This is a genomic window from Aeromonas sp. 600724, from assembly GCF_049175135.1.
GTDB classification, from domain to species: domain Bacteria; phylum Pseudomonadota; class Gammaproteobacteria; order Enterobacterales; family Aeromonadaceae; genus Aeromonas; species Aeromonas veronii_A.
Window position 1 is genome coordinate 32,404 of record NZ_JAAKUM010000011.1, and the last position, 23,884, is coordinate 56,287.

22 protein-coding genes are annotated in these 23,884 nt (G+C 58.1%); 9 read left to right on the forward strand and 13 right to left on the reverse strand.

The genetic code is table 11. The annotated features are described in order from the left end of the window. Positions 1-87: 87 nt before the first annotated feature. From G5168_RS11680 to G5168_RS11700, 5 genes are all read left to right on the forward strand, one after another. Complete coding sequence (locus G5168_RS11680; protein WP_043824248.1) at positions 88-1,107, forward strand: putative 2-aminoethylphosphonate ABC transporter substrate-binding protein; 1,020 nt, start codon at positions 88-90, stop codon at positions 1,105-1,107. A 272-nt stretch (positions 1,108-1,379) separates the two neighbouring features. Beyond that, positions 1,380-2,474 (forward strand): putative 2-aminoethylphosphonate ABC transporter ATP-binding protein, encoded by a 1,095-nt coding sequence (locus G5168_RS11685; RefSeq protein WP_421252245.1) that lies wholly within the window; start codon positions 1,380-1,382, stop codon positions 2,472-2,474. Beyond that, complete coding sequence (locus tag G5168_RS11690) at positions 2,471-4,207, forward strand: putative 2-aminoethylphosphonate ABC transporter permease subunit (protein ID WP_270906051.1); 1,737 nt, start codon at positions 2,471-2,473, stop codon at positions 4,205-4,207. Before G5168_RS11685 ends, G5168_RS11690 begins: the two co-directional genes overlap by 4 nt. An 18-nt stretch (positions 4,208-4,225) precedes the next feature. Next, a complete protein-coding gene (locus G5168_RS11695; RefSeq protein ID WP_421252246.1) occupies positions 4,226-5,632 on the forward strand; it encodes an FAD-dependent oxidoreductase in 1,407 nt (468 codons plus the stop codon). Positions 5,633-5,913: 281 nt separating this feature from the next. Further along, the gene (locus G5168_RS11700) at positions 5,914-6,654 is read left to right on the forward strand and encodes an NYN domain-containing protein (protein ID WP_157160675.1); all 741 of its coding nucleotides are present in this window, start codon (positions 5,914-5,916) and stop codon (positions 6,652-6,654) included. Positions 6,655-6,877: 223 nt separating this feature from the next. Here G5168_RS11700 and G5168_RS11705 read toward each other — a convergent pair whose 3' ends face one another. The 9 genes from G5168_RS11705 to sdhC form a co-directional block, all read right to left on the reverse strand. Continuing rightward, the gene (locus tag G5168_RS11705) at positions 6,878-7,837 is read right to left on the reverse strand and encodes a hypothetical protein (RefSeq protein ID WP_421252247.1); all 960 of its coding nucleotides are present in this window, start codon (positions 7,835-7,837) and stop codon (positions 6,878-6,880) included. A gap of 274 nt (positions 7,838-8,111) precedes the next feature. After that, entirely contained in the window at positions 8,112-8,984 is an 873-nt protein-coding gene (sucD, locus tag G5168_RS11710; protein ID WP_005333542.1) for a succinate--CoA ligase subunit alpha, read from the reverse strand. After that, the gene (sucC, locus tag G5168_RS11715; protein ID WP_005361097.1) at positions 8,984-10,150 is read right to left on the reverse strand and encodes an ADP-forming succinate--CoA ligase subunit beta; all 1,167 of its coding nucleotides are present in this window, start codon (positions 10,148-10,150) and stop codon (positions 8,984-8,986) included. The genes sucD and sucC overlap by 1 nt, the downstream gene beginning before the upstream one ends. 171 nt (positions 10,151-10,321) lie before the next feature. After that, positions 10,322-11,509 (reverse strand): 2-oxoglutarate dehydrogenase complex dihydrolipoyllysine-residue succinyltransferase, encoded by a 1,188-nt coding sequence (gene odhB / locus G5168_RS11720; protein ID WP_323064220.1) that lies wholly within the window; start codon positions 11,507-11,509, stop codon positions 10,322-10,324. Between the two features lie 35 nt (positions 11,510-11,544). Continuing rightward, complete coding sequence (sucA, locus tag G5168_RS11725) at positions 11,545-14,352, reverse strand: 2-oxoglutarate dehydrogenase E1 component (protein WP_005333548.1); 2,808 nt, start codon at positions 14,350-14,352, stop codon at positions 11,545-11,547. 115 nt (positions 14,353-14,467) lie between these two features. Beyond that, positions 14,468-15,184 carry a succinate dehydrogenase iron-sulfur subunit gene (locus G5168_RS11730; RefSeq protein WP_005333549.1) on the reverse strand — a complete coding sequence of 239 codons (717 nt, stop codon included), beginning with the start codon at positions 15,182-15,184 and terminating at the stop codon, positions 14,468-14,470. Positions 15,185-15,200: 16 nt separating this feature from the next. Next, entirely contained in the window at positions 15,201-16,967 is a 1,767-nt protein-coding gene (gene sdhA / locus G5168_RS11735; RefSeq protein ID WP_421252248.1) for a succinate dehydrogenase flavoprotein subunit, read from the reverse strand. Position 16,968: 1 nt separating this feature from the next. Next, a complete protein-coding gene (gene sdhD / locus G5168_RS11740; protein WP_005346100.1) occupies positions 16,969-17,313 on the reverse strand; it encodes a succinate dehydrogenase, hydrophobic membrane anchor protein in 345 nt (114 codons plus the stop codon). Next, entirely contained in the window at positions 17,307-17,684 is a 378-nt protein-coding gene (sdhC, locus tag G5168_RS11745) for a succinate dehydrogenase cytochrome b556 subunit (protein ID WP_005346101.1), read from the reverse strand. Before sdhC ends, sdhD begins: the two co-directional genes overlap by 7 nt. Positions 17,685-17,748: 64 nt before the next feature. On the opposite strand from sdhC, the gene G5168_RS11750 reads away from it, so the two are divergent. From G5168_RS11750 to G5168_RS11760, 3 genes are all read left to right on the forward strand, one after another. Further along, the gene (locus tag G5168_RS11750) at positions 17,749-17,937 is read left to right on the forward strand and encodes a hypothetical protein (RefSeq protein WP_216953465.1); all 189 of its coding nucleotides are present in this window, start codon (positions 17,749-17,751) and stop codon (positions 17,935-17,937) included. A gap of 189 nt (positions 17,938-18,126) precedes the next feature. After that, positions 18,127-19,413: a citrate synthase gene (locus G5168_RS11755; protein ID WP_005346116.1), complete on the forward strand. Its 1,287-nt coding sequence runs from the start codon at positions 18,127-18,129 to the stop codon at positions 19,411-19,413. A 91-nt stretch (positions 19,414-19,504) separates the two neighbouring features. After that, a complete protein-coding gene (locus G5168_RS11760) occupies positions 19,505-19,822 on the forward strand; it encodes a DUF4377 domain-containing protein (protein WP_421252249.1) in 318 nt (105 codons plus the stop codon). Between the two features lie 73 nt (positions 19,823-19,895). On the opposite strand, the gene G5168_RS11765 is transcribed toward G5168_RS11760, so the two are convergent. Further along, positions 19,896-20,336, reverse strand: a complete 441-nt coding sequence (locus tag G5168_RS11765; protein WP_421252250.1) for an acetyltransferase — start codon at positions 20,334-20,336, stop codon at positions 19,896-19,898. Positions 20,337-20,394: 58 nt separating this feature from the next. Then, complete coding sequence (locus G5168_RS11770; RefSeq protein WP_421252251.1) at positions 20,395-21,240, reverse strand: DUF5718 family protein; 846 nt, start codon at positions 21,238-21,240, stop codon at positions 20,395-20,397. Positions 21,241-21,579: 339 nt separating this feature from the next. On the opposite strand from G5168_RS11770, the gene G5168_RS11775 reads away from it, so the two are divergent. Further along, a complete protein-coding gene (locus tag G5168_RS11775) occupies positions 21,580-21,972 on the forward strand; it encodes an NUDIX hydrolase (RefSeq protein ID WP_139478043.1) in 393 nt (130 codons plus the stop codon). 77 nt (positions 21,973-22,049) lie between these two features. Here the strand turns inward: G5168_RS11775 and pdxY are convergent, their stop codons facing one another. Beyond that, positions 22,050-22,913 carry a pyridoxal kinase PdxY gene (pdxY, locus tag G5168_RS11780; RefSeq protein WP_421252252.1) on the reverse strand — a complete coding sequence of 288 codons (864 nt, stop codon included), beginning with the start codon at positions 22,911-22,913 and terminating at the stop codon, positions 22,050-22,052. Between the two features lie 174 nt (positions 22,914-23,087). Then, on the reverse strand, positions 23,088-23,864 hold the full coding sequence (locus tag G5168_RS11785) for a DUF429 domain-containing protein (protein ID WP_421252253.1): 777 nt from the start codon (positions 23,862-23,864) through the stop codon (positions 23,088-23,090). Positions 23,865-23,884: the final 20 nt, after the last annotated feature.

The window sequence follows — 23,884 nt, forward strand, 5'->3', positions numbered from 1 at the left end:
GGGCTGTCACGGTCACGTCATAAAGATCCCCTAGCCTCTCTCTCGACCAATCTGGTTTATACCAAACCAATTTAACTGGAGAAGAGGATGAAACAGGGAACCCATCTGCTGGCCGCCGCCGTGCTGGCTGCCATGACCGCCCCGGCACTGGCCGCGACCGATCTCACCGTCTACACCGCCTTCGAACCGGAGCAGCTCAACGAGCTGAAAACTGCGTTCGAACGCCAGCATCCGGACATCAACATCAAGTGGGTGCGTGACTCCACCGGCGTGGTCACCGCCCGCTTGCTGGCAGAAAAAGCCCAGCCCAAGGCGGATGTGGTATGGGGACTGGCCGCCACCAGCCTGATGCAGCTCGATCAGCAGCAGATGCTCAATGCCTATGCACCGAAAGGACTGGAGAAGCTCGACAGCCGCTTTCGCGACAGCAAGGCCGAGCCGCACTGGATCGGTCTGGACGCCTTCTTCAGCGCCATCTGCTTCAACAAGGTAGAGGCGGAGAAACAGGGGATCCCGGCCCCCACCAGCTGGGCCGACCTCACCAAGCCCATCTACAAGGGCAAGGTGATCATGCCCAACCCCAGCTCCTCCGGCACCGGTTACCTGAGCGTTGCTGGCTGGCTGCAGACCATGGGCGAGCAGCAGGGCTGGCAATTTATGAACGGCCTGCACCAGAACATCGACCGTTACACCCACTCAGGCTCAGCCCCCTGCAAGCTGGCCGCCAGCGGTGAAACGGTGATCGGTATCTCCTTCGACTTCCCGGCTACCAGCCTCAAGGCCAAGGGAGCCCCCATCGAGGTGGTGTTCCCGAAAGAGGGGTCGGGCTGGGATATGGAAGCTGCCGCCATCATCAAGGGCACCCCCAAGCTGGAAGCCGCCAAACAGCTGCTCGACTTTGCCGCCACCGAACAGGCCAACGCCCTCTACAACAAATCGTTCGCCGTGGTTGCCATCCCCGATGTGGCCCAACCGAGAGCGGGCTATCCGGCGGATATCAAAGGCCAGATGATCGACAACGACTTTAGCTGGGCCGCCCGCGAGCGTAACGCCATCCTGGCCCAGTGGAGTGCCAGCTTCGACGGCAAGACCGAAGCCAAGCAGTAAGCGTGAAGGGCGGCGGTTTGTTCACGCCAGACACACCGCTGCCAATAAACTGCCAGTCGAAGGCCAACAGCTGTTGGCCTTCGCTTTTTGGTTTTAACTTCCCGAGTTTGTATTGCCTTCAATTAGCGACGCTTCGCCCATCCACACAGGGCCCAGCCACTTGTTGACGGCCCGATCTCATTTGACTGTCATCAAGCTGTCATCCCCCGATCACCTGATCGTCACACTTCACCTGCAAACTGGTATATACCAAATCAGTAGCGAGTCGAACCATGACCCAGCCCTATCTGGAAATTCAACATCTCAACAAGCAGTTCGGTGCTTTTCAGGCCCTTAAAGGGATCTCTCTGACCATTGAGCCGGGGGAGTTTATCTGCTTTCTCGGCCCCTCCGGCTGCGGCAAAACCACCCTGCTCAGAGCCATCGCCGGCTTGGATCTGCCGGACAGTGGCGAGATCTGGCAAGGGGGGCGCAATATCTCCCGCCTACCGCCCCAGGAGCGCGATTTTGGCATCGTGTTTCAGTCCTACGCCCTCTTCCCCAACCTGACGGTGGCCCAGAACATCGCCTTCGGCCTTGAGAATCAGGGGTTGGCGCGGGATCTCATCAAGGAACGGGTCGATCACTGGCTGGGGCTGGTGGATCTCACTGCCCAGTCCCACAAATACCCGAGCCAGATCTCAGGCGGCCAGCAGCAACGGGTGGCGCTGGCCCGGGCCTTGGCCCTCTCCCCCGGTCTGTTGTTGCTGGACGAACCGCTCAGCGCGCTGGATGCGCTGGTGCGCACCCATCTTCGCAGCGAGATCCGCGCCCTGCAGCAGCGCCTTGGCATCACCACCATCATGGTGACCCACGATCAGGAAGAAGCGCTGACCATGGCTGATCGCATCGTGGTGATGGAGGGCGGCCGCATCGTACAGGTGGGCACTCCGCAGGAGATCTACCACCAGCCTGCCAGCCGTTTCGTGGCAAGCTTTGTCGGTACCATGAACTTCCTCGAGACCCTGGTGCTGAGCCCCAATCAGGTGCGTCTCAACGAACAACCGTTGCAACTCGCCAATCAGGCCGCGGCCGGCAGCAAATTGCAGGTGGCGATCCGCCCCGAGGCTATCACGCTAAGCGCGCCGAGCGAGCCGTATCTTGGTCAACATGGCGTTGAAGCAACCATCGATCAGGTGGAGTTTCTCGGCGCCGCCCAGCGCCTAATCTGCACCGCCGACACCTACCTGGGCCCGCAGCAAATTTTGGTGGAGCGCCCGACCCACGAGCTACCCCGCCACGAACAGGGTGGCTGGCGCAGCGGCATGCGCTGCTCGCTGCACTGGCCCGCCGGGGCAATGCAGCTGTTCGAAGGAGATCGCCCATGACAGCCCCCTTCGCGACCTCCTCCCTGCTGCCACCAGTGACAGCCCGCCAAGACTCTCGCTGGCAGCGGCTCTGTCGCGGCTGGAGCCGGGATCAGCTGCTGCAACTGATCCTGCTGGTGCTCGGCATTGCCCTGCTCACCGGCGGTCTGCTGCTGCCGCTGCTCACCATGCTGCAAAAGAGTCTGCAGGATGAGAACGGCCTCTGGGTGGGCCTTGCCAACTTCAGCGCCTACTTCGACTCCCCTCATCTGGGGCACACCATCGGCAACACCCTCTGGCTCGGGGTGCTGATCACCGCGCTGGTGGTGACCATCGCCTTTGGCTACGCCTACGCCCTCACCCGCACCTGTATGCCGGGCAAGAGCCTGTTTCGCCTCATCGGTTTGATCCCGCTGTTGATGCCCTCCCTGTTGCCCGCCATCAGTCTGGTCTACTGGTTTGGCAATCAGGGGATCGCCAAGGGGCTGCTCGGCGGCGAGAGCATCTACGGCCCCATCGGCATCGTCATTGGTCTGGGCTTCTGGTGCTTCCCCCACGCCCTGATGATCCTTATCACGGCGCTCGGCCAGAGCGATGCCCGCCTCTATGAAGCCTCCCGGATGCTGGGCAGCAGCGGCTGGCGCACCTTTGTCACCGTCACCCTGCCGACCGCCCGTTATGGCCTGCTCAGCGCCGCCATCGCGGTCTTCACCCTCACCATCTGCGACTTCGGGGTGGCCAAGGTGATTGGCGGCCAGTACAGCGTGCTGGCTACCGACATCTACCGGCAGGTGATCGGGATGCAGAACTTCTCACTCGGCGCCGTTGCCAGCGTCACCCTGCTGCTGCCGGCACTGTTGAGCTTTGCGCTGGAGCACAGAGTGCGCAGCAAGATGCAGGAGCAGAGCAGCATCAAGGCGGTGCCCTATCAACCCAAACCCCATCGGCTGCGGGATCTGCTGGCGCTCGGTTGGTGCACGCTCTGGGCCCTGCTGTTTCTGGCGCTGGTGGGGATGGCCGTTTACGGCTCCCTGGTTCAGTTCTGGCCCTATAACCTCGGGCTGACGCTGGATCACTACGCCTTTGACAGCAATAGCGTCTACGGCTGGCAGCCCTTTACCAACACCTTGCAGCTGGGCCTCTATACCGCGCTTATCGGCACCGTGCTGGTGATGGTGCTGGCCTGGGCGCAGGAGAAGGGGCGCCATTTCGCGCCGCTGCGCCAGCTGCTACATCTGCTTGCCATGCTGTCGCTGGCGGTACCCGGCATGGTGCTGGGGCTGGGTTACATCTTCTTTTTCAACGGCAATCCTCTCTTTGGCGGCCTATACGGCACCCTGCCGTTGATGGTGCTCTCCTGCGTCATCCACTACTACACGGTGGGCCATATGACGGCGCTGACCAGCCTCAAGCAGTTGCCCAAGGAGCTGGAACTGGTGGCCATCTCATTGCGCATTCCGCTCTGGAAGGCGTTCTGGCGAGTCACCCTGCCCGCCTCCCTGCCCGCACTGCTGGAGATCTTTATCTATCTGTTCGTCAACGCCATGACCACCACCTCGGCGGTGATCTTCCTCTACTCGAGCGACAGCGTGCTCGCCTCCATCGCCGTGCTGAACATGGAGGATTCCGGCGATACCGCCGCGGCCGCCGCCATGGCCACCCTGATCCTGCTGGCCGCCGCCACCGTCAAGCTGCTCCAGCTCTTTTTGAGCCGCGCCCTGCTAGATCGCACCCAGCGCTGGCGCCACCAATAACCTTATCGAGGAGTCATCATGTCCACTATCCCCTTCTGGCTGGCCGAGGCGCTCGCCGCCGAACAGCCCGCGCCGCCCACGCCCCTAGTCGGCAACCACGAGGTCGATGTCTGCATCGTCGGCGGCGGCTTTACCGGGCTGTGGAGCGCCATTGCCCTTAAACAGGCCGAGCCCCACCTGCACGTCATAGTGCTGGAAAAAGATCGCTGCGGCAGCGGCGCCTCCGGGCGCAACGGCGGCTGTTTGCTCACCTGGTCGGCCAAATACCTGACCTTAAAGCGCCTCTTTGGCGAGCGGCAGGCCGCCTGGCTGGTGCAAAGATCCGAGCAGGCGGTACACGAGATCGCCCGCTTCTGCGAACAGCACCACATTGAGGCGCAGCTGAGGGTCGAGGGCACCTGCTACACCGCCACCAGCGAGGCCCAGCGCGGCCTGATGGAGCCGGTATTGCAGGAACTCAAGCGAGCCGGTCTTAACCAGTGGCAGGCTATTGAAGAGGGTGAGCTGGCGAGCCAGAGCGGCTCCCACGTTCATCTGGAGGGGCTCTACAGCCCCCACGCCGGTTCGGTGCAACCGGCACTGTTGGTGCGCGGCCTGCTGCGGGTAGCGCGGGAACTGGGGGTCGAAGTCTATGAGCACTCCCCCATGCAGCGCCTTGAGGCGGGTCAGCCGGCACGGGTGCAGACACCGCAAGGTGAGGTGCGTGCCCGCAAGGTGGTGCTGGCCCTCAACAGCGCCATGGTGCAGCACTTTCGCGAGTTTCGCCGCAGTATAGTGCTGGTCTCCTCCGATATGGTGATAACCGACCCCGCGCCGGATGCACTGGCCGCCCAGCAGCTTGCGCACGGCCGCTCCGTGGTGGATGGCCGCACCTTTGTCCATTACTACCGCTCCACCCCGCAAGGGCGGCTGATGCTGGGTAAGGGGGGCAACACCTTCGCCTTTGCCAATCGCCATCTGGCCGAGTTTGATGCGCCTAGCCGTTATCTTGCCCCTCTCACCCGCACCCTGCGCCGCTTCTTTCCGGCGCTCAAAGAGGTGCCCATCGCCGCCAGCTGGTGCGGCGCCTCCGACCGCTCGGTAGATGGCCTCCCCTTCTTCGGCCACTGGCGAGGGCAGCCCAATATCGTCTATGGTCTCGGCTACTCCGGCAACGGAGTGGCGCAAAGCTGGATGGGCGGTCAAGTACTGGCGGCCCTGGTGAGAGACGAGGTGCGGGAGGAAGACAAGCCGTGGCGTGACTGCGCGCTGGTCAGCGGCCCTCGTGGCTACTTCCCGCCCGAACCCTTTCGCTGGCTGGGCGCCATGACGGTGCGCAACGCCATCAGGCGCAAGGAGCGGGCGGAAGATGAGAACCGGCCGGCGGCCTGGTATGACAAACAGCTGGCCAAACTTGCCGATGCGGCGGGCAAGGCGGATAAATAGCCCGGCGATAGAGGGCAACTATTTCCCATACTATTTCGCCCCACACCCTATTTCTTGAAACTGCCGACCCGAGGGTCGGCATTTTCATCTTACGTAAAGATCAATGGGATACAATTTGGATGAAACCAGACAACACAATTGACCTGTCATCACAGATTGCGAATAACGTCTATGGCAAACTAAACTCTCGTTCGTCAGAATACGCCTCGCAGTTCGGCCCTACGACTTAACGATACAATGGGAACACTGCTGATTACGTAATAAATAGCATGGAGGCTTTAGTGAAAAATAAAGAAAAAATCGCCGTATTTATTGATGCTGATAATGCGCCTGCAGGCAAGATAGATACCGTATTATCAGAGTTAGCTCGTTACGGTGTTGTTAACATTAGAAAAGCTTATGGAAATTGGAAAAATCATAATCTAAAGCCTTGGGAAGATGTACTGCACGATTATGCTATACAACCAGTTCAACAATTCGATCTAACAAAAGGTAAGAATGCTACAGACATGGCATTAGCAATTGATGTAATGGACGTCCTATACACAAAAGATATTGACGTGATATGTCTTGTGTCATCGGATTGTGACTTTACCCCTTTAGTGACTAGGACTCTTGCTGATGGTAAGTTTGTTATTGGATTTGGAGAACGTAAAGCACCATTACCATTTGTCAACAGTTGCTCTCGATTTCTATATTTGGATGCAGAACCAGTTTTAGAGCAACCGATTCAAAAGCAAAGTAAGAACATAAAAGGTGATACAAAGCTCATCAATTTGCTACGACAAGCAATAGAGGCGGTTGAAGAAGATGATGGTTGGGCTACGCTTGGTGAGATTGGAAATCACATATCTAACCACGCATCATTTGACCAACGTAACTATGGATTTAGGAAACTCAGTGATCTATTTCAATCTATAGACCTTTTTGAAATGAAAAAAACAAATGGGTCTGTCATGTGGGTTAGAGATAAAAAGAGAGCCAAGAGTATAAATAAATTAAAACAAACGACTCTCGCCTAAACCCAACACTTAATATAAAAATGCCGCCCTAGGCGGCCATTTAATCCAATAATAGCATTCAAATGCTGTCATGGTAGAAGAGATATGTAAAGTAAATTGTTTTAAGTGTTCAGACACCCTATGATTCCATTCCACCAAAATAGCAATCACCATATATTCACTGCTGACTACACCTATAACGTTTTCTCATCGTGGACACCACTCTAATGAAGCCATTACATCTCTATGACTTAACAGATTTAATAAATTGCCCAATTTGTTCTATTCCATCAAATGTAGATGGTAAATTGCCATCCTCCGTTACTATGCCAGAGAATACAACCCTTTCAAATCGCTCCAAAACATCAGCATCTTTGCTTTTTATCTCACTAGCGTAACTAGAATAGCTTTGTATGAATCGACACAATGTCTTTCTAAGGTCGATCTGCAATAACTGTGACTTAACCGACTTATAATTAAAGAGAAGAACCCTGAAATAATATATAGATATTGCGACTAAAGATATTGTAGGGAAAATTGATACCAATAGGCCATCTCTAATAACAGACAAACTATCAATATTGGCATAAATAAATATAAGCTCAGCAACTATCGGTAAAACTATGACCAATGATAAAAGCTTAAGCCAGAACAAAATCCCATCGCGTTCACGTATCTTTTCTTTTGATAAGTCATCAAAACCTTGATACAAACCAACAAAATTATATGCATTTTCATATCTAGATAAAGAATCTTCAATTGATTTTACTCGACGTTCTCTTTCACTTAAATCCTTATCCCATTCTTCTTTAAGTTGCTTAGCCTTCGCCGCAACTGCGTCAAAGTTTTTAAGTGTTTCAATCTCATCACTGTTTGCCACAGCCTTAAAAATAGCTATAGGCATATCACGAATTGCGAATTCCATTTGTTCTTTCGCTGATTTTTCAAAAAGTTCTATATTGTTGAAAATAAATTTTCTGGCACTATCGAACTCAAAGGATAAATCATTTTTAGTTGAGAGATACAATTCAAAAAGAAACCGAAAACACATGGAACAAATTTCATCCAAACCTTCTTTGTTCAGCTCTTCGCTATCTGCCAATCGACTAATAAATCTATCACCTATCCACTTTATATTTATTTGGCAGAATTGGTTCCATTCATCAGGATTTTTGTCCATGGCATTAATTACTAAACGGATCATACTATTTCGTTGTTTATCAAAGTCATTCGAGGTAAATAGACCATCAATTCTTTGTCTAAACTTAGACAGTACAGTTTTGCTTTGATTTGTGTCAAATAATTTAATCATAAACAATACATCTCACTAAAATAAAAAACGTTATCATACTGAATTTTCCATATCCTACTTTGAGAATAATCTAAGGTCTAGCTATAGATAAAATGCGCTTTAATAAAGTAATAAAAAAGCCGCCCATCGGGCGGCATTTTTATTAGAGATAACGGGCTAACAGGAATTACCAGCCGGTTACTTCGCGCAGGGCCTTGCCGATATCGGCCAAGGAGCGGACGGTTTTCACGCCAGCATCTTCCAGCGCGGCAAACTTCTCGGCGGCGGTACCCTTGCCACCGGAGATGATGGCGCCAGCGTGGCCCATCCGCTTGCCGGGAGGGGCAGTAACACCGGCGATATAGGAGACCACCGGCTTGGTGACGTGGGCCTTGATATAGGCGGCCGCGTCTTCCTCGGCGTTGCCGCCGATCTCGCCGATCATCACGATCGCTTCGGTCTGCGGGTCATTCTGGAACATCTCCAGAATGTCGATAAAGTTGGAGCCCGGGATGGGGTCGCCACCGATACCGACGCAGGTGGACTGGCCAAAGCCTTCGTCAGTGGTCTGCTTGACCGCTTCGTAGGTCAGGGTGCCGGAGCGGGAGACGATGCCCACCTTGCCCGGCTTGTGAATGTGGCCCGGCATGATGCCGATCTTGCACTCACCCGGAGTGATCACGCCCGGGCAGTTGGGGCCGATCATCCGCACGCCGGTCTCTTGCAGCTTCACTTTGACGTCCAGCATATCCAGAGTCGGGATGCCTTCGGTGATGGTGACAATCAGCTTGATGCCTGCGTCGATCGCTTCCAGGATCGCGTCCTTGCAAAACGGTGCCGGAACATAGATGACGGAGGCGGTAGCGCCAGTCGCTTCGACCGCGTCACGGACGGTGTTGAACACCGGCAGGCCCAGATGGGTGGTGCCGCCCTTGCCCGGGGAGACACCGCCCACCAGCTGGGTACCGTAGGAGAGCGCCTGCTCGGAGTGGAAAGTACCCTGACCGCCGGTAAAGCCCTGGCAGATGACTCGGGTGTCCTTGTTGATCAGTACGCTCATCAGTTGGCCTCCGCTGCTTTGACGACTTGCTGCGCGGCATCGGTCAGACTCTTGGCCGCAATGATGTTGAGGCCGCTCTCGGCCAGCTTGATACCACCCAGCTCGGCGTTGTTGCCTTCCAGACGGACCACGACGGGCACCTTGACCCCCACTTCCTTAACCGCACCTATGATGCCTTCCGCGATCATGTCGCAGCGCACGATGCCGCCGAAGATGTTGACCAGCACCGCTTTGACGTTGCTGTCGGAGAGGATGATCTTGAACGCCTCGGTTACGCGCTCCTTGGTGGCGCCGCCGCCGACGTCAAGGAAGTTGGCCGGCTTGCCGCCGTGCAGGTTGACGATGTCCATGGTGCCCATGGCAAGACCTGCGCCGTTGACCATGCAGCCGATGTTGCCATCGAGGGCCACATAGTTCAGCTCCCACTGGGCGGCGTGCGCTTCGCGGGGGTCATCCTGTGACGGGTCGTGCATCTCGCGCAGCTTGGGCTGACGATACAGTGCGTTGGCGTCGATGTTGATCTTGCCATCCAGGCAGTGCAGGTTGCCCTGCGCGGTGATCACCAGCGGGTTGATCTCCAGCAGCGCGAAATCGCAATCCAGGAACATTTGGCCCAGACCCATGAAGATCTTGGTGAACTGTTTGATCTGATCGCCGACCAGACCCAGTTTGAAGGCCAGTTCGCGGGCCTGATAAGCCTGCGGACCCACCAGCGGATCGATAGCCGCCTTGTGGATCAGATGGGGGGTTTCGTGGGCGATCTTCTCGATGTCCACGCCACCTTCGGTCGAGGCCATGAAGACCACGCGGCGAGAGCCACGGTCAACCACGGCGCCCAGGTAGAGCTCTTTGGCGATGTCGGTGCAAGATTCCACCAGGATCTTGGTGACCGGCTGGCCGTTGGCGTCGGTCTGGTAGGTCACCAGATTCTTGCCAAGCCAGTTCTGGGCGAAAGCACGGATCTCATCCTTGCTCTTGGCCACTTTCACGCCGCCCGCTTTACCGCGGCCACCGGCGTGTACCTGGCATTTGACGACCCAGGTATTGCCGCCAATCTTGTCGGCCGCTTCGGCCGCTTCTTGTGGGGTAGCACAGGCATAACCTTCGGAGACCGGCAGGCCATACTCGGCAAACAGCTGTTTTGCCTGATATTCATGCAGATTCATAGATGCTCTATCCGTGTTGTAGGTATTTCCGTCCGGGGCTGGTGTTTCTCAATCCCCTGTGAATGGGGGCCTGGGCGGCCCCTCGTTATCTTTCAATCGCTCGGGTATTACTCAAACGTCCAGCAGCACATCCGGCTCGGGGCGCAAACCCCTTGCCCGGGAGCCACAGGCTTAGACGTCCAGCAACAGACGGGTCGGGTCTTCCAGCAGCTCCTTGACGGAGACCAGGAAGCCTACCGATTCGCGTCCGTCGATGAGACGGTGATCGTAGGAGAGCGCCAGATACATCATCGGCAGGATCTCGACCTTGCCGTCAACGGCCATCGGACGATCCTGGATCTTATGCATGCCCAGAATGGCGCTCTGGGGCGGGTTGATGATCGGGGTGGACATCAGGGAGCCGAACACGCCACCGTTGGTGATGGTGAAGTTGCCGCCAGTCAGCTCATCCACGGTCAGTTTGCCGTCGCGGCCCTTGCCGGCCAGATCCTTGATGGCCTTCTCGATGTCGGCCAGGCTCATGTTGTCGCAATCGCGCAGCACCGGGGTCACCAGACCACGGGGGGTGGAGACGGCGATGCTGACGTCGAAGTAGTTGTGGTAGACGATGTCGTCACCATCCAGCCCGGCGTTCACTTCCGGGTAGCGCTTGAGGGACTCCACTACCGCCTTCACGTAGAAGGACATGAAGCCGAGCTTGATGCCGTGCTTCTTCTCGAAGATCTCGCCGTACTGCTTGCGCAGATCCATGATGGGCTTCATGTTGACCTCGTTGAAGGTGGTCAGCATGGCGGTGGTGTTTTTCGCTTCCAGCAGACGCTCGGCGATGCGCTTGCGCAGACGGGTCATCGGCACCCGCTTCTCGCTGCGACCGGCCAGTGCGGCAACCGGGGCGACCGGCGCAGCAGCAACCGGCGCGGCTGCGGCAGGCTTGCTCAGCGCCTTGATGTAGGCTTCCACATCATCCTTGGTGATGCGACCGCCTTTGCCGGTGCCAGTCAGCTTGGCCACATCGATGTCGTGCTCGCCAATGAGACGGCGCACGGAGGGGCTCAGGCCATCGGCGCCATCATCGACAACCGCTTCGGCCGGCTTCTCTTTGGTCTCTTCACCGGCCACGGCAGCCGCCTTGATGGTGGCGATCAGCTGGCGGGAGAGGACGGTCGCCCCCTCTGCCTGCAGGATGTCGCCCAGCACGCCAGCTTGCGGTGCCGGCACTTCCAGCACCACCTTGTCGGTTTCGATGTCGACCAGCACTTCATCACGGGCAACCAGATCACCCGGCTTCTTGTGCCAGGTGGCAATGGTGGCATCCGCCACTGATTCCGGCAGATCCGGTACCTTGATTTCGATAGTCATCCAATCAGTTCCTTTTTACTTCTATGCCAGAGGCTTTACAGGGTAAGGGCATCTTCCACCAAGGCTTTTTGCTGCTTGGCGTGGACAGACATATAACCGACGGCCGGTGAGGCTGACGCGGGGCGACCGGCATAACGCAGGGTAGCTCCGGCTGGCAGCACGCCATCGTAGTGGTGACGGGTGCAGTACCAGGCCCCCTGGTTCTGCGGCTCTTCCTGACACCAGACAAAGTCGGTGACGTGGCTGTAATCGGCCAGAATGGCGCGCACTTCCTCTTCCGGGAAGGGGTAGAGCTGCTCGATACGTACCAGTGCCACATCTTGCTGCTCGGCCTTGCGACGGGCATCGAGCAGGTCGTAGTAGACCTTGCCGGAGCAGAACACCACCCGCTTGACCGCTTTCGGATCAAGCGCGTCGATCTCGCCGATGGCGTTCTGGAAAGTACCTTCCGCCAGCTCTTCGAGCTTGCTCACCGCCAGCGGGTGGCGCAGCAGGGATTTGGGCGTCATGACGATGAGCGGACGGCGCATCGGACGCACTACCTGGCGACGCAGCATATGGAACACCTGCGCCGGGGTAGAGGGCACGCACACCTGCATGTTGTGCTGGGCGCACATCTGCAGATAACGCTCCAGACGGGCGGAGGAGTGCTCCGGCCCCTGCCCTTCGTAACCGTGCGGCAGCAACATGGTCAGACCGCACATCCGGCCCCACTTCTGCTCACCGGAGGAGAGGAACTGATCCACTACCACCTGGGCACAGTTGGCGAAGTCACCAAACTGGGCTTCCCAGATGGTGAGGCCAGCCGGCTCGGCGCTGGCATAACCATATTCAAAGGCCAGTACCGCGTTCTCGGTCAGCACAGAGTCATACACCTCGAACGGGCCTTGCTCGTCGTGCAGGTTGCACAGCGGGGTGTAGGTGCTGGCATCGGTCTGGCTGTGCAGCACGGCGTGGCGGTGGAAGAAGGTGCCACGGCCGGAATCTTCACCGGTAAAGCGGATGCGGGACCCCTTGTCCACCAGAGTGGCGTAGGCCAGGGTTTCGGCAAAGCCCCAATCCACCAGCTTCTCGCCAGCGGCCATCAGACGGCGGTCTTCGTAAATTTTCTCGACCTGACGCTGCAGCACGTGGGTCGCCGGATACTGGCTCACCCGCTCGCCGAGGCTCTTGAGGTGATCCATCGGCACGGCACTCTCATAGGCCATGTTCCAGTCGTGGCCCAGATAAGGGGTCCAGTCGACGGAGTGCAACTCCATCGGCCGCCACTCCTTGCTCACCCGCTCGCCGCGATCCAGCGCTTCGCGATACTCGTTGACCAGTTCGGTCGCCCGCTCCTGAGCGAGGCTCCCCTCGGCCACCAGCTGATCGGCGTAGATCTTGCGCGGGGTCGGGTGCTGCTTGATCTTCTGGTACATCAGCGGCTGGGTCGCGCTCGGCTCATCCGCCTCGTTGTGACCGTGACGACGGTAGCAGACCAGCTCGATCACCACGTCGCGTTTGAAGGTGTTGCGGTAATCCAGCGCAATCTGGGTCACCAGCACCACGGCTTCCGGATCATCCCCGTTGACATGCAGCACCGGCGCCTGCACCGCCTTGGCGATGTCGGTGCAATATTCGGTGGAACGCAGGTCACGGATATAGGAGGTGGTGAAACCAACCTGGTTGTTGATGACGATGCGCACCGTCCCGCCGACACCATAGGCACGGGTCTGGGACATGTTGAAGGTCTCGGCCACCACGCCCTGACCGGCCATGGCCGAGTCACCGTGAATGGTGATGGGCAACACGCTGGAGCCATCCTTGTCACCGCGACGATCCATACGGGCACGGACCGAGCCGATGACCACAGGGTTGACGATTTCGAGGTGAGAGGGGTTGAACGCCAGCGCAAGGTGGACGTTGCCACCCGGGGTGGCGAAGTCGGAGGAGAAGCCCATATGGTACTTCACATCACCGGTGCCCCAGGATTCACCATGCTTGCCGGCAAACTCGTCGAACAGATCCTGCGCACGCTTGCCCAGCACGTTGATCAGCACGTTGAGGCGACCGCGGTGGGCCATACCGATAACGGCCTCTTTACAGCCCTGCTCACCGGCGCGACGGATCAGCTCTTTCAGCATGGGGATCATGGCGTCGCCACCTTCCAGCGAGAAGCGCTTGGCTCCCGGGAACTTGGCGCCCAGATATTTCTCCAGCCCTTCGGCGGCGGTCAGGCTCTCGAGGAAACGGGTCTTCTCTTCGAGGGTGTAGCTCCCCTTCCCTTCAATGGATTCGAGACGCTGTTGCAGCCAGCGCTTCTCTTCCGTGGAGGTGAGGTGCATGTAGTCGGCGCCGATGGAGCCGCAATAGGTCTTCTTCAGCGAGGCGTAGAGGTCGGAGAGCACCATGGTCTCGCGACCGATGGCGTAGGAGCCCACATTGAAGGTGGCCTCCATATCTGCGCCCTGCAGGTTGTGGAACGCAGGATCCAGTTCGGCAACGGTTTCACGCTGCCACAGGCCCAGCGGGTCCAGATTGGCATTCTGGTGACCACGGAAACGGAAGGCGTTGATCAGCTGCAATACCCGCACCTGCTTGGCATCCACTTGCGGATCGGAGACGGGGGCACTGTAGCGAGAGGGATCCTTGGCCAGACGACGGAAATAATCGCGGACCTGGGAGTGGGGTTGTTCAACCGCATGGCCATTGACCTGGGGCAGCTCGCTAAACAGGCTGCGCCACTCGTCGGACACGGAGTCAGGATTTTCCAGGAAGGATTCGTACAAATCCTCGATATAGCTTGCATTCGCACCAGCCAGGTGAGATGACTCCAACCAGGCCTTCATCACGCCGTTATGCATTTCTATCCCTTGTACTTCTTGTTACTGCTGCGCAGCTTGTAGGGGTCAAATAGCCATCCTGCCACGGGTGGGATGGCTATCCAGAGGTCGGGCCAGCACGTGGCCGGCCCTGATACTAAACAGCCCGATTGAGCAACATCGACTTGATCTGGCCAATCGCCTTGGTCGGGTTCAAGCCTTTCGGACAGACGTTCACGCAGTTCATGATGCCATGGCAGCGGAACACGCTGAAGGCGTCGTCCAGATTCCCCAGTCGTTCGGTGGTCGCGGTGTCGCGGCTGTCAGCCAGCCAGCGGTAGGCGGCGAGCAGCCCGGCCGGACCGATGAACTTGTCGGGATTCCACCAGAAGGAGGGGCACGAAGTGGAGCAGCAGGCACAGAGAATGCACTCGTACAGGCCGTCAAGCTTGGCGCGCTCTTCGGGGGATTGCAGGTGCTCACGCACCGGCGGCAACTTGTCATCATTGATGAGGAAGGGTTTGACCTTCTCCCACTGGGTGTAGAACTGGGTCATGTCGATCACCAGATCACGGATCACCGGCAGGCCGGGCAAGGGGCGGATAACGACGTTATTGCCCTTCTTCAGCAGGTCGGAGAGCGGGGTGATACAGGCAAGACCGTTCTTGCCATTCATGTTGAGACCATCTGATCCACAGACCCCTTCGCGGCAAGAGCGGCGGAAGGCGAGCGTGGGATCCAGCTCTTTCAACTGGATCAGTGCGTCGAGCACCATCATGTCGGAACCTTCAGGAATATCAAGACGATATTCCTTCATATGGGGGACGTTATCAACATCCGGATTGTATCTGTAGACAGAGAATGTGACGTTCATAGGGCTGGCTCCGCAATCAGTAAGTCCGGACCTTGGGCGGGAACGCCTCACGGGTCTTGGGTGACATGTTGACAGCGCGACGGGTCATGGACTCGGTGTCCGGATGATAGAGGCTGTGGCACAGCCAGTTCTCATCGTCGCGATCCGGGAAGTCAAAGCGGCAGTGAGCACCGCGACTCTCGGTACGGAAGTTGGCGGCAACCGCCGTGGCAAACGCCGTCTCCATCAGGTTGTCCAGCTCCAGGCACTCGATGCGCTGGGTGTTGAACTCTTTGGAGGTGTCATCCAGACGGGCTGACTTGAGGCGTTCGCGGATAACCTTGAGCTCGGCCAACCCTTCTGCCATCGCCGCACCTTCGCGGAATACGGAGAAGTTGTTCTGCATGCAGCGCTGCAGGTCTTTGCGGATCTGCACCGGGTCTTCCCCGTCACGGCAATTTTCCCAGCGGTTGAAGCGGGCCAGTGCGGCATCCAGATCCGACTCGGAAGCATCGCGGCCGTGATCCATCTCGCCCAGGGTGTTGACCAGATGCATGCCGGCAGCGCGGCCGAACACCACCAGATCCAGCAGGGAGTTGCCACCCAGACGGTTGGCGCCGTGCACCGAGACGCAGGCAATCTCGCCCACAGCAAACAGACCGACCACCGGCACATCGTTGCCGTTCTTGTCCTGGGTCAGGCACTGGCCATTCACGTTGGTCGGCACGCCACCCATCATGTAGTGGCAGGTCGGGATGATCGGGATCGGCTCTTTGACCGGATCCACGTGGGCGAAGGTGCGAGAGAGCTCGCAGATCCCCGGCAGACGGGATTCCAGCACCTCTTTGCCGAGGTGATCCAGCTTGAGCTTGATGTGCGGGCCCCAGGGACCGTCGCAGCCACGGCCTTCACGGATCTCGATCATGATGGAGCGGGCCACCACGTCGCGGCCGGCCAAGTCCTTGGCGTTCGGGGCGTAACGCTCCATGAAGCGCTCGCCATCTTTATTGAGCAGATAGCCGCCTTCACCACGGCAGCCTTCGGTTACCAGCACCCCTGCCCCGGCGATGCCGGTCGGGTGGAACTGCCACATTTCCATATCCTGCACGCCGACGCCAGCACGCAGCGCCATACCGACACCGTCACCTGTGTTAATGTGGGCATTGGTGGTGGACTGGTAGATACGACCGGCACCGCCAGTCGCCAGCACGGTGGCCTTGGCCTTGAAGTAGACCACTTCACCGCTCTCCATATCGATGGCAGTACAACCCACCACATGGCCATCCTGGTTTTTCACCAGATCCAGCGCATACCACTCGGAGAAGACGGTGGTCTTGTTCTTGACGTTCTGTTGGTAAAGGGTGTGCAGCAGGGCGTGACCGGTACGGTCGGCGGCCGCTGCGGTACGAGCAGCCTGCTCGCCACCGAAATTCTTGGACTGACCACCAAACGGACGCTGGTAGACAGACCCGTTATCGAAACGGGAGAAGGGCAAGCCCATGTTCTCCAGCTCATAGACGGCTTCGGGGCCGGTTTTGCACATGTATTCAATGGCTTCCTGATCACCGATGTAATCGGAACCTTTTACCGTGTCATACATGTGCCACTGCCAGTTGTCATCGTGGGCATTGCCCAGCGCAACCGTGATACCGCCTTGGGCGGAAACCGTGTGAGAACGGGTTGGAAAAACCTTGGACAACAGAGCGCAGCTCTTGCCGGACTGGGCAATCTGCAACGCGGCGCGCATACCGGCACCACCGGCACCAATCACCACAGCATCAAATTCACGAGTTGGAATAGTCACCTTACACACCCCACAGCACGACGAAACCCGTCATCAGATAGACAAACAGCACCACGACCAGGGCAAATTGCAGCGCCCCGCGCAGCCCTACCGGCTTGATATAGTCGGTCAACACCTGCCACAGACCGATCCAGGCATGGATCAGTACGCAGAGCAGGGCCAACAGGGTGAATACCTTGGTGAAGGTATTGGCGAAGAAACCTGTCCACACCTCAAAGGTGATGTCGTTGAACGCGACAAAACTCACCAGATAGAGGACATAGCAGGTCATGATGAGGGCGGTGGCGCGGATCAGGATGTAATCGTGAACGCCGCTGCGCCCGAAAGTTGCAGAATTGGTTACCATACAAGCACTCCCGCTAATACAGCCAGGATCGCGGTGATCACGAAGGCCACACGGGCACTCTGATTACCGGATTCCAGCTCTTCCCAATAGCCCATGTCCATGACCAGATGACGCAAACCGCCCACAATGTGGTAAGCCAGCGCAGTCAGGATCCCCCACAATACGAATTTGACCAGGAAGTTGTCCATGATGGACACCACGGTCTCAAATCCTTCGGGAGAGGCGAGTGAAGTGCCAAGCATCCACAGCAAGATGCCCAGTGCAACAAAGGTAATAACCCCTGAAACACGGTGCAGGATGGAGGCGATGGCAGTGACAGGAAAGCTGATCGTTTGTAGGTCGAGGTTGACCGGTCTCTGTTTGTTTTTCACGCTTGCCCACTCAGCTCTATTGAGCACGTTAGTTATTGTTTTAACTCACACTTGAGGGCACGGGATGGTGATTGTTGGCTATTTGTTACCAAAACACTCTGAAAAAGCCAAAACGCGAATTTTTGGTTTCACATCAGGCTTTGCCAAAGCGTTTCAAACACCAGCAGCCATGACCCACGTGGCGCAGTATATCGACGGCCTTAACCGAAGACAATCAAACAGCTACAAAGAAAACACAAAACCGCAAACTTGATCGCATATTTAATTTAACATTCCGTTAATGCCTTTAATGCCGCCCCAGCAAAATTGACATTGATAGGGAACTCTGTTTCAAATAGGGCGCTCCAGCCACCTCGGTATGGGTAACAACCTTTGCCAGCGTCATAAAAGTCGTAATAGAGTAGGACTGGAACCAAATTATAAAGAGCAAAGGAGACGTGCTATGGCTGATAAGATAGCCACCCTACACCTGCCCGGGAAAGATCCGGTTGAACTGCCGATCCTCTCTGGAACCGTTGGACCGGATGTTGTCGATGTTAGAAAGCTGGGTGGGCAAGGGTATTTCACCTTTGACCCGGGCTTTATGGCGACCGGTTCTTGCAAATCTGCCATCACCTACATTGACGGGGATCAGGGTGTCTTGCTGCACCGTGGCTACCCCATCGCCCAGTTGGCCAAAGAGTCCAACTACCTCGAAGTCTGCTATATCCTGCTCTACGGCGAGGCGCCCACCAAGGCACAGTTTGCCGATTTCCAGCGTACCGTGACCCGCCATACCATGGTGCACGAGCAGATTGCCTTCTTCTTCCGCGGCTTCCGTCGTGACTCCCACCCCATGGCCATCATGTGTGGTGTGGTGGGCGCACTCTCTGCCTTCTATCACGACGCCCTGGACATCAACAACGAACAGCACCGCGAGATCTGCGCCTTCCGCCTCATCTCCAAGATGCCGACCCTGGCGGCCATGTGTTACAAGTACTCCATCGGCCAGCCGTTCATGCATCCGCGCAACGCCCTCTCCTATGCAGGCAACTTCCTGCATATGATGTTTGCGGTACCGACCGAGGAGTACAAGGTCAATCCGGTGGTCGAACGCGCCATGGACCGCATCTTTACCCTCCATGCGGATCACGAGCAGAATGCCTCTACCTCAACCGTCCGTCTGGCTGGCTCCTCCGGTGCCAACCCGTTTGCCTGTATCGCCGCAGGTATCGCCTCCCTGTGGGGTCCGGCCCATGGTGGTGCCAACGAAGCCTGCCTGCGCATGCTGGAGGAAGTAGGCTCGGTGGATCGCATCCCCGAGTACATCGCCAAGGCCAAGGACAAGAACGATCCGTTCCGTCTGATGGGCTTCGGTCACCGTGTCTACAAGAACCATGACCCTCGTGCCACCGTGATGCGCGAAACCTGCCACGAAGTACTGACCGAGCTGCAGATCAAGGATCCGCTGCTGGACGTGGCCATGGAGCTGGAGCGCATCGCGCTCTCCGACCCCTACTTCATCGAGAAGAAACTCTACCCGAACGTGGACTTCTACTCCGGTATCATCATGAAGGCGATCGGTATCCCGATGAACATGTTCACCGTGATCTTCGCCATCTCCCGTACCATCGGCTGGATTGCCCACTGGAACGAGTTCCACTCCGATCCGGATAGCAAGATCGGCCGCCCGCGCCAGCTCTACGTGGGCCACCCGCAACGGGACTTCACGCCGCTTGATCAACGCTAATGAACTGAATCAACATGGTTTGTTACAAAGGCGGTCATTGACCGCCTTTTTGTTTGCCGCTTTAATGCCCTTTTAAGCTCAAGGAGCCCTTATGAAACCTCTGCTTGCCAGCGCCGTCCTGCTGCTCACCGCCTGTCAGGGCACCACGGTCCAACAGGGTGAGACCCTCTATATCAACAGCCAGCTGGTCGATTGCGTCGGGGTTGGCCCGATGCAGTGCATGCAGGTTCGCAGCGACGAGCAGCAGCCCTGGACGCTGTTCTACCAGCAGATAGAGGGCTTCCAGTTCGAGCCGGGCTACGGCTATCAACTCATTGTCAGCAAAGAGCAGCTCACCGATGTGCCGGCCGATGCCCCCTCCCTGCGGTATAGGCTGATCAAAGTGGTGAACAAGGTCGCCAGCAAGTAACAAGATCAAAAAACGGGGGATGGCTGATGCCATCCCCCGTTGCTTTATGGGGACTGCGCCTCATCAGGCACGATCAGGTCGGCACCAGTGCCATATGCAGCAGCGGATAGGGCTTACCCTGACCATCCAGCGGCGAACGACCCGTCACAGTGAATCCCATCTTCAGATAGAAGCCCACCGCCTGTTCGTTCTGCTCATTGACGTCAACCAGCGTCGCGCCGCACTGGCTGATGGCATGTTCCACCAGCCGGCGACCCACGCCACTGCCGCGCACCGCCGGTGCCACAAACAGCATCTCTATCTTGCCATCGCATAGCCCGCAAAAACCGGCAATACGCCCCTCTTCTGTGCGGGCACAGTGCAGTGTCACCGCATCGAAGTAGTGCTCCAGAATAAGCGGTTTAAGCGCCAGGATCTCGGCCTCGGGCAGGAAGTGGTGGGTCGCCCGAACAGAGGCCTCCCACAGATCGATCAGGGCCGGATAATCGGCCCGCGTTGCAGTATCAATCTTCATCAATGACTCTTTGTTGCAGCCCGCAGGATGGCTGTTGCCTCCCCGCGAGCCAACCTGATTAGCGCGCCTGCACCGCTTGCAGCAGCACCGACACATCGGCACCAAAGCTGCGGGTACGGATCGCCTCGCGGATATCCGCTTCGCTATAACGGCTGCCCGGATAGACCACCACACAGGAGGTGTCGCCGGGCTTGAGGAAGTGGGTCTCGCCAAACGAGGTATAACGGGTGGCGCCGATACTGATGAGCGCGTGGGGAGGATGCCCCGCCTGCGCCAGCAGCCCCTGAATGTGCTCCGCCGGCCCCTCATCCTGCTGATGGTTGAACTTGTCGATGGCCCAGTCGAGCAGCTTGCCGTGGAAGTAGCTGTAGTCGATGGCGGCGCTGTCTACCCCGTAAGCGTGCAGCTCGCCATCGCGCTCCAGATAGCAGGCGATGCGATAGTCATCGAGCTCGCAACCGACGGCAAAACCGGAAAGCGGCAGCAGATTGGCCGCCAACCCCTTGCTCTCTTCGCCCCAGTTCTTCTTCTCGCTGATCTTCTTGGCATTGGGACGACGGATGGAGCAGTCGTTATAGGCGCCAAAGGCACGGGGATGGATCGCTACCACCTGCTTGCCGGCATACTCCAGCTCGCACCAGAGGGCCACTTCCGGCTCGATCTGCACCTTCTCGTCACCACTGACCGCCGCCTCCGGCAGGAAGATAGCCTTGTCGCTCAACGGGAATACCCCGAGCTGACCCGGATGGCCCGGCACGAAAAATGGGAACAGCGCCTTGGGCGCCGTGGTATCCCGCACGACTACCGCTACGAAGTCCGACGCTTCACCCGCCTGCTCCAGATGACCGGCGAAATTCCCCGCGACCCCGAGTCCGATAAATTTGCTCTCTGCTGCTATCTGCATCTTGCTCACCTGCATCTTGACCACGCAAGGTAGCAGGCCCGTCGCCCACTACCGCTAAAGTGGCAAGATTAAACCACAAGGGCCCCGCCTTCGCCCAGTCCGGCCCTGTCGTGGTGTGCGCCAGCCCACTTTTTTAGGGACGAGAAGGCTGTGGTGAAACAGCCATTGCGTACTCTTCCAGCTACGCTGGTCACCACGCAGGAAACAGTGCGTTTCCGGCATCTTCCCTCTTTCTCCTTGGGACTCAACTTCATCTTTGTTAGGCTGCCGGCATGCAAAACAACGGTGTGCTTGAGTGCGCCACTGCTCATCACGGCAACCCCATTGGAGAGAAAACGGATGATCGACAAACTTGCCTGGCTCACCTTTAAAGATCAGCAGCTGCTCTGCGCCCGCTCCCACGGCAAGGACATCTATTACATCCCGGGCGGCAAGCGGGAACCGGGTGAGAGCGACGAGGCAGCGCTGATCCGCGAGATTGAGGAGGAGCTGGCTGTCACCCTGCAGCCCGATACCCTGCGCTTTGCCTGCGAGTTCAGCGCCCAGGCCGATGGCAAACCGGCAGGAGTCGAGGTGCGACTGCGCTGCTACACCGGCGAAGCGAGCGGCACCCCAATCGCCTCGGCCGAAATTGCCGAGCTGCGCTGGCTCGATAGCTCTCACCTCGATGAGCTCTCCCCCGTCTCTCGTCTGCTGTTTGCCTGGCTGGTTGAGCAGGGGTTGATCCGCTGACCCCATAGCCGGGAGCGATACAAACAAAAAAGAGGTGAGCCAATGGCTCACCTCTTTTGCTTCAGACATGGCAGCAATCAGGGCAGTATCACCGCTCGCACTTCAACCTCTGGCAGGGCGAAGGCATCTTGCGCGGCGATGAGTTGCAGCTCGTAAGCCTGCTGGCGCCAGGTCTCCTGCAGCACCGCATCCACCGAGGCGTTGGTGCGCTCGAACGCGCTGACCGCATCGTGACCGGCCAGCAAATTGGCCAGCATCAGGGCGCTGATAAGATCGCCCACCCCCACCGGCTGGCGGGCAAAGTCATAGAGCGGACGGGCAATCAGGTAATCCCCTTGCGGGGTGGCCAGCAGCATCTCGAAGCGGCTGGAGTCCTGCGCCGCACGACCGAGATGCTTGACCAGCACCAGCTTGACGCCGCGGGCCAGCAGCTGATGGGCAGCCGCGCGGGTCTGATCCAGATCTGCCAGATGGGTATCACAGAGGGTCTCCAGCTCCAGCAGGTTGGGGGCCATCATGTCGGCCACCGGCAACGCCTGCTCGGTCAGGAAACGGGTGACGCCGGGAGCGACGATACACCCCTTCTCCGGGTGACCCATCACAGGGTCGCAGAAGTAGATGGCATCGGGGTTGGCCGCCTTGACGGCGTTGACCACGGTCAGGATCTCGTCTCCCTGTTCGGCGGAGCCAAGGTAGCCGCTCAGCACGGCGTCACAGCCACCGAGCACCTCGATATTGCCCAATCCCTCAACCAGCGCACTGATATGACCCGCCGGCATCGCCATCCCCTGCCACCCCTGGGCATATTGGGTGTGGTTGGAAAACTGCACCGTGTTGATGGGCCATACATCCATGCCGAGGCGACGCATGGGGAAGACGGCCGCGCTGTTGCCGGCACAACCAAAGACCACGTGGGACTGAATAGAGAGAACGGATTTCATCGGGAATACCACAGCAAAGGATCAGCAAGGTGGGCAATATATCGGATGAAGATAACGATGCGCCACCTTGGCGCGGGATGAACAGGCAATTTCCTGACTAAAGACAGGTTTTTTGCGCCATTTGGCCCGCGTCCACAGGGTGAGCGGCGCCATGATGCGCCGCATCACCGTCCATCACATGCCATTGTGCTCTACAGCATGAGAGGCAAAGTGATAGACCCATCCCTCATCACACGGCATGTCACTGGGTGGCGAAATCAGCTCAGGCAATACCGTCACCTTGCCACCAGCGGCATATTGCAGCGCCATCAGGGCGCAGAGCGCCGCATCGTAGCGATCCGTATCCGGCACCACATCGGCAGGCAGCAGCGCCGCCAGCTCGGGTCTGGCAGGGGATGCCTTGCCGCCCACTTTGGTCAATGCCGGATAGACCTCCAGCACGGCACGACTGGCCTTCGGGGCAACGGTCGGCACCAGTTGCAGATCCGAGAGTCGCGGCAGCATGGAGAGCGCCAGGGTGGCGTTGTTGCCGAGCCGGTCGAAGGTAGCCGAGAGCGGCTTCTTGCCGTACTGCTGATACAGCCAGCGCTCGCAGTCGCGGTAGGCGTAGGGGTTGTCTATCTCCCGTTCGGGCACGGCGCAGCTATGTGGTTGGCCGTTGAGCAGATCCCGCAAGGCGCGGGGAAAAGCGAGCGGCGCATCGATACCGAGCGCCAGTTGCGGGCAGGCTTCTACCTGCATCAGGGTCAACTCATTTTGCAGGGCGGGACGCAGCAGCGCGGCCAGATCCGGCGCCACCCGCGAGCTCAGACGAAACAGCGGCGACACCCCGAGCCAGTGCAGGCGGTTGGAACCGGCCTGCCAGCCCACCACGGCCACCGCCTGGGCACTGCCCTGCCAGCCACGCACATCCCAGCCGATCCCAATTGCACTCATCTGCCCTGCCGTCATCAATTACCTCTGTTCGCCTG

Bases quoted from the DNA above. Each gene is read 5' to 3' on its own strand.
- G5168_RS11680 (WP_043824248.1), top strand. From the start codon at position 88: ATGAAACAGGGAACCCATCTGCTGGCCGCCGCCGTGCTGGCTGCCATG.
- G5168_RS11685 (WP_421252245.1), top strand. From the start codon at position 1,380: ATGACCCAGCCCTATCTGGAAATTCAACATCTCAACAAGCAGTTCGGT.
- G5168_RS11690 (WP_270906051.1), top strand. From the start codon at position 2,471: ATGACAGCCCCCTTCGCGACCTCCTCCCTGCTGCCACCAGTGACAGCC.
- G5168_RS11695 (WP_421252246.1), top strand. From the start codon at position 4,226: ATGTCCACTATCCCCTTCTGGCTGGCCGAGGCGCTCGCCGCCGAACAG.
- G5168_RS11705 (WP_421252247.1), bottom strand. From the start codon at position 7,837: ATGATCCGTTTAGTAATTAATGCCATGGACAAAAATCCTGATGAATGG.
- sucD (WP_005333542.1), bottom strand. From the start codon at position 8,984: ATGAGCGTACTGATCAACAAGGACACCCGAGTCATCTGCCAGGGCTTT.
- sucC (WP_005361097.1), bottom strand. From the start codon at position 10,150: ATGAATCTGCATGAATATCAGGCAAAACAGCTGTTTGCCGAGTATGGC.
- odhB (WP_323064220.1), bottom strand. From the start codon at position 11,509: ATGACTATCGAAATCAAGGTACCGGATCTGCCGGAATCAGTGGCGGAT.
- sucA (WP_005333548.1), bottom strand. From the start codon at position 14,352: ATGCATAACGGCGTGATGAAGGCCTGGTTGGAGTCATCTCACCTGGCT.
- G5168_RS11730 (WP_005333549.1), bottom strand. From the start codon at position 15,184: ATGAACGTCACATTCTCTGTCTACAGATACAATCCGGATGTTGATAAC.
- sdhD (WP_005346100.1), bottom strand. From the start codon at position 17,313: ATGGTAACCAATTCTGCAACTTTCGGGCGCAGCGGCGTTCACGATTAC.
- G5168_RS11750 (WP_216953465.1), top strand. From the start codon at position 17,749: ATGGTGATTGTTGGCTATTTGTTACCAAAACACTCTGAAAAAGCCAAA.
- G5168_RS11755 (WP_005346116.1), top strand. From the start codon at position 18,127: ATGGCTGATAAGATAGCCACCCTACACCTGCCCGGGAAAGATCCGGTT.
- G5168_RS11760 (WP_421252249.1), top strand. From the start codon at position 19,505: ATGAAACCTCTGCTTGCCAGCGCCGTCCTGCTGCTCACCGCCTGTCAG.
- G5168_RS11765 (WP_421252250.1), bottom strand. From the start codon at position 20,336: ATGAAGATTGATACTGCAACGCGGGCCGATTATCCGGCCCTGATCGAT.
- G5168_RS11770 (WP_421252251.1), bottom strand. From the start codon at position 21,240: ATGCAGATAGCAGCAGAGAGCAAATTTATCGGACTCGGGGTCGCGGGG.
- G5168_RS11775 (WP_139478043.1), top strand. From the start codon at position 21,580: ATGATCGACAAACTTGCCTGGCTCACCTTTAAAGATCAGCAGCTGCTC.
- pdxY (WP_421252252.1), bottom strand. From the start codon at position 22,913: ATGAAATCCGTTCTCTCTATTCAGTCCCACGTGGTCTTTGGTTGTGCC.
- G5168_RS11785 (WP_421252253.1), bottom strand. From the start codon at position 23,864: ATGACGGCAGGGCAGATGAGTGCAATTGGGATCGGCTGGGATGTGCGT.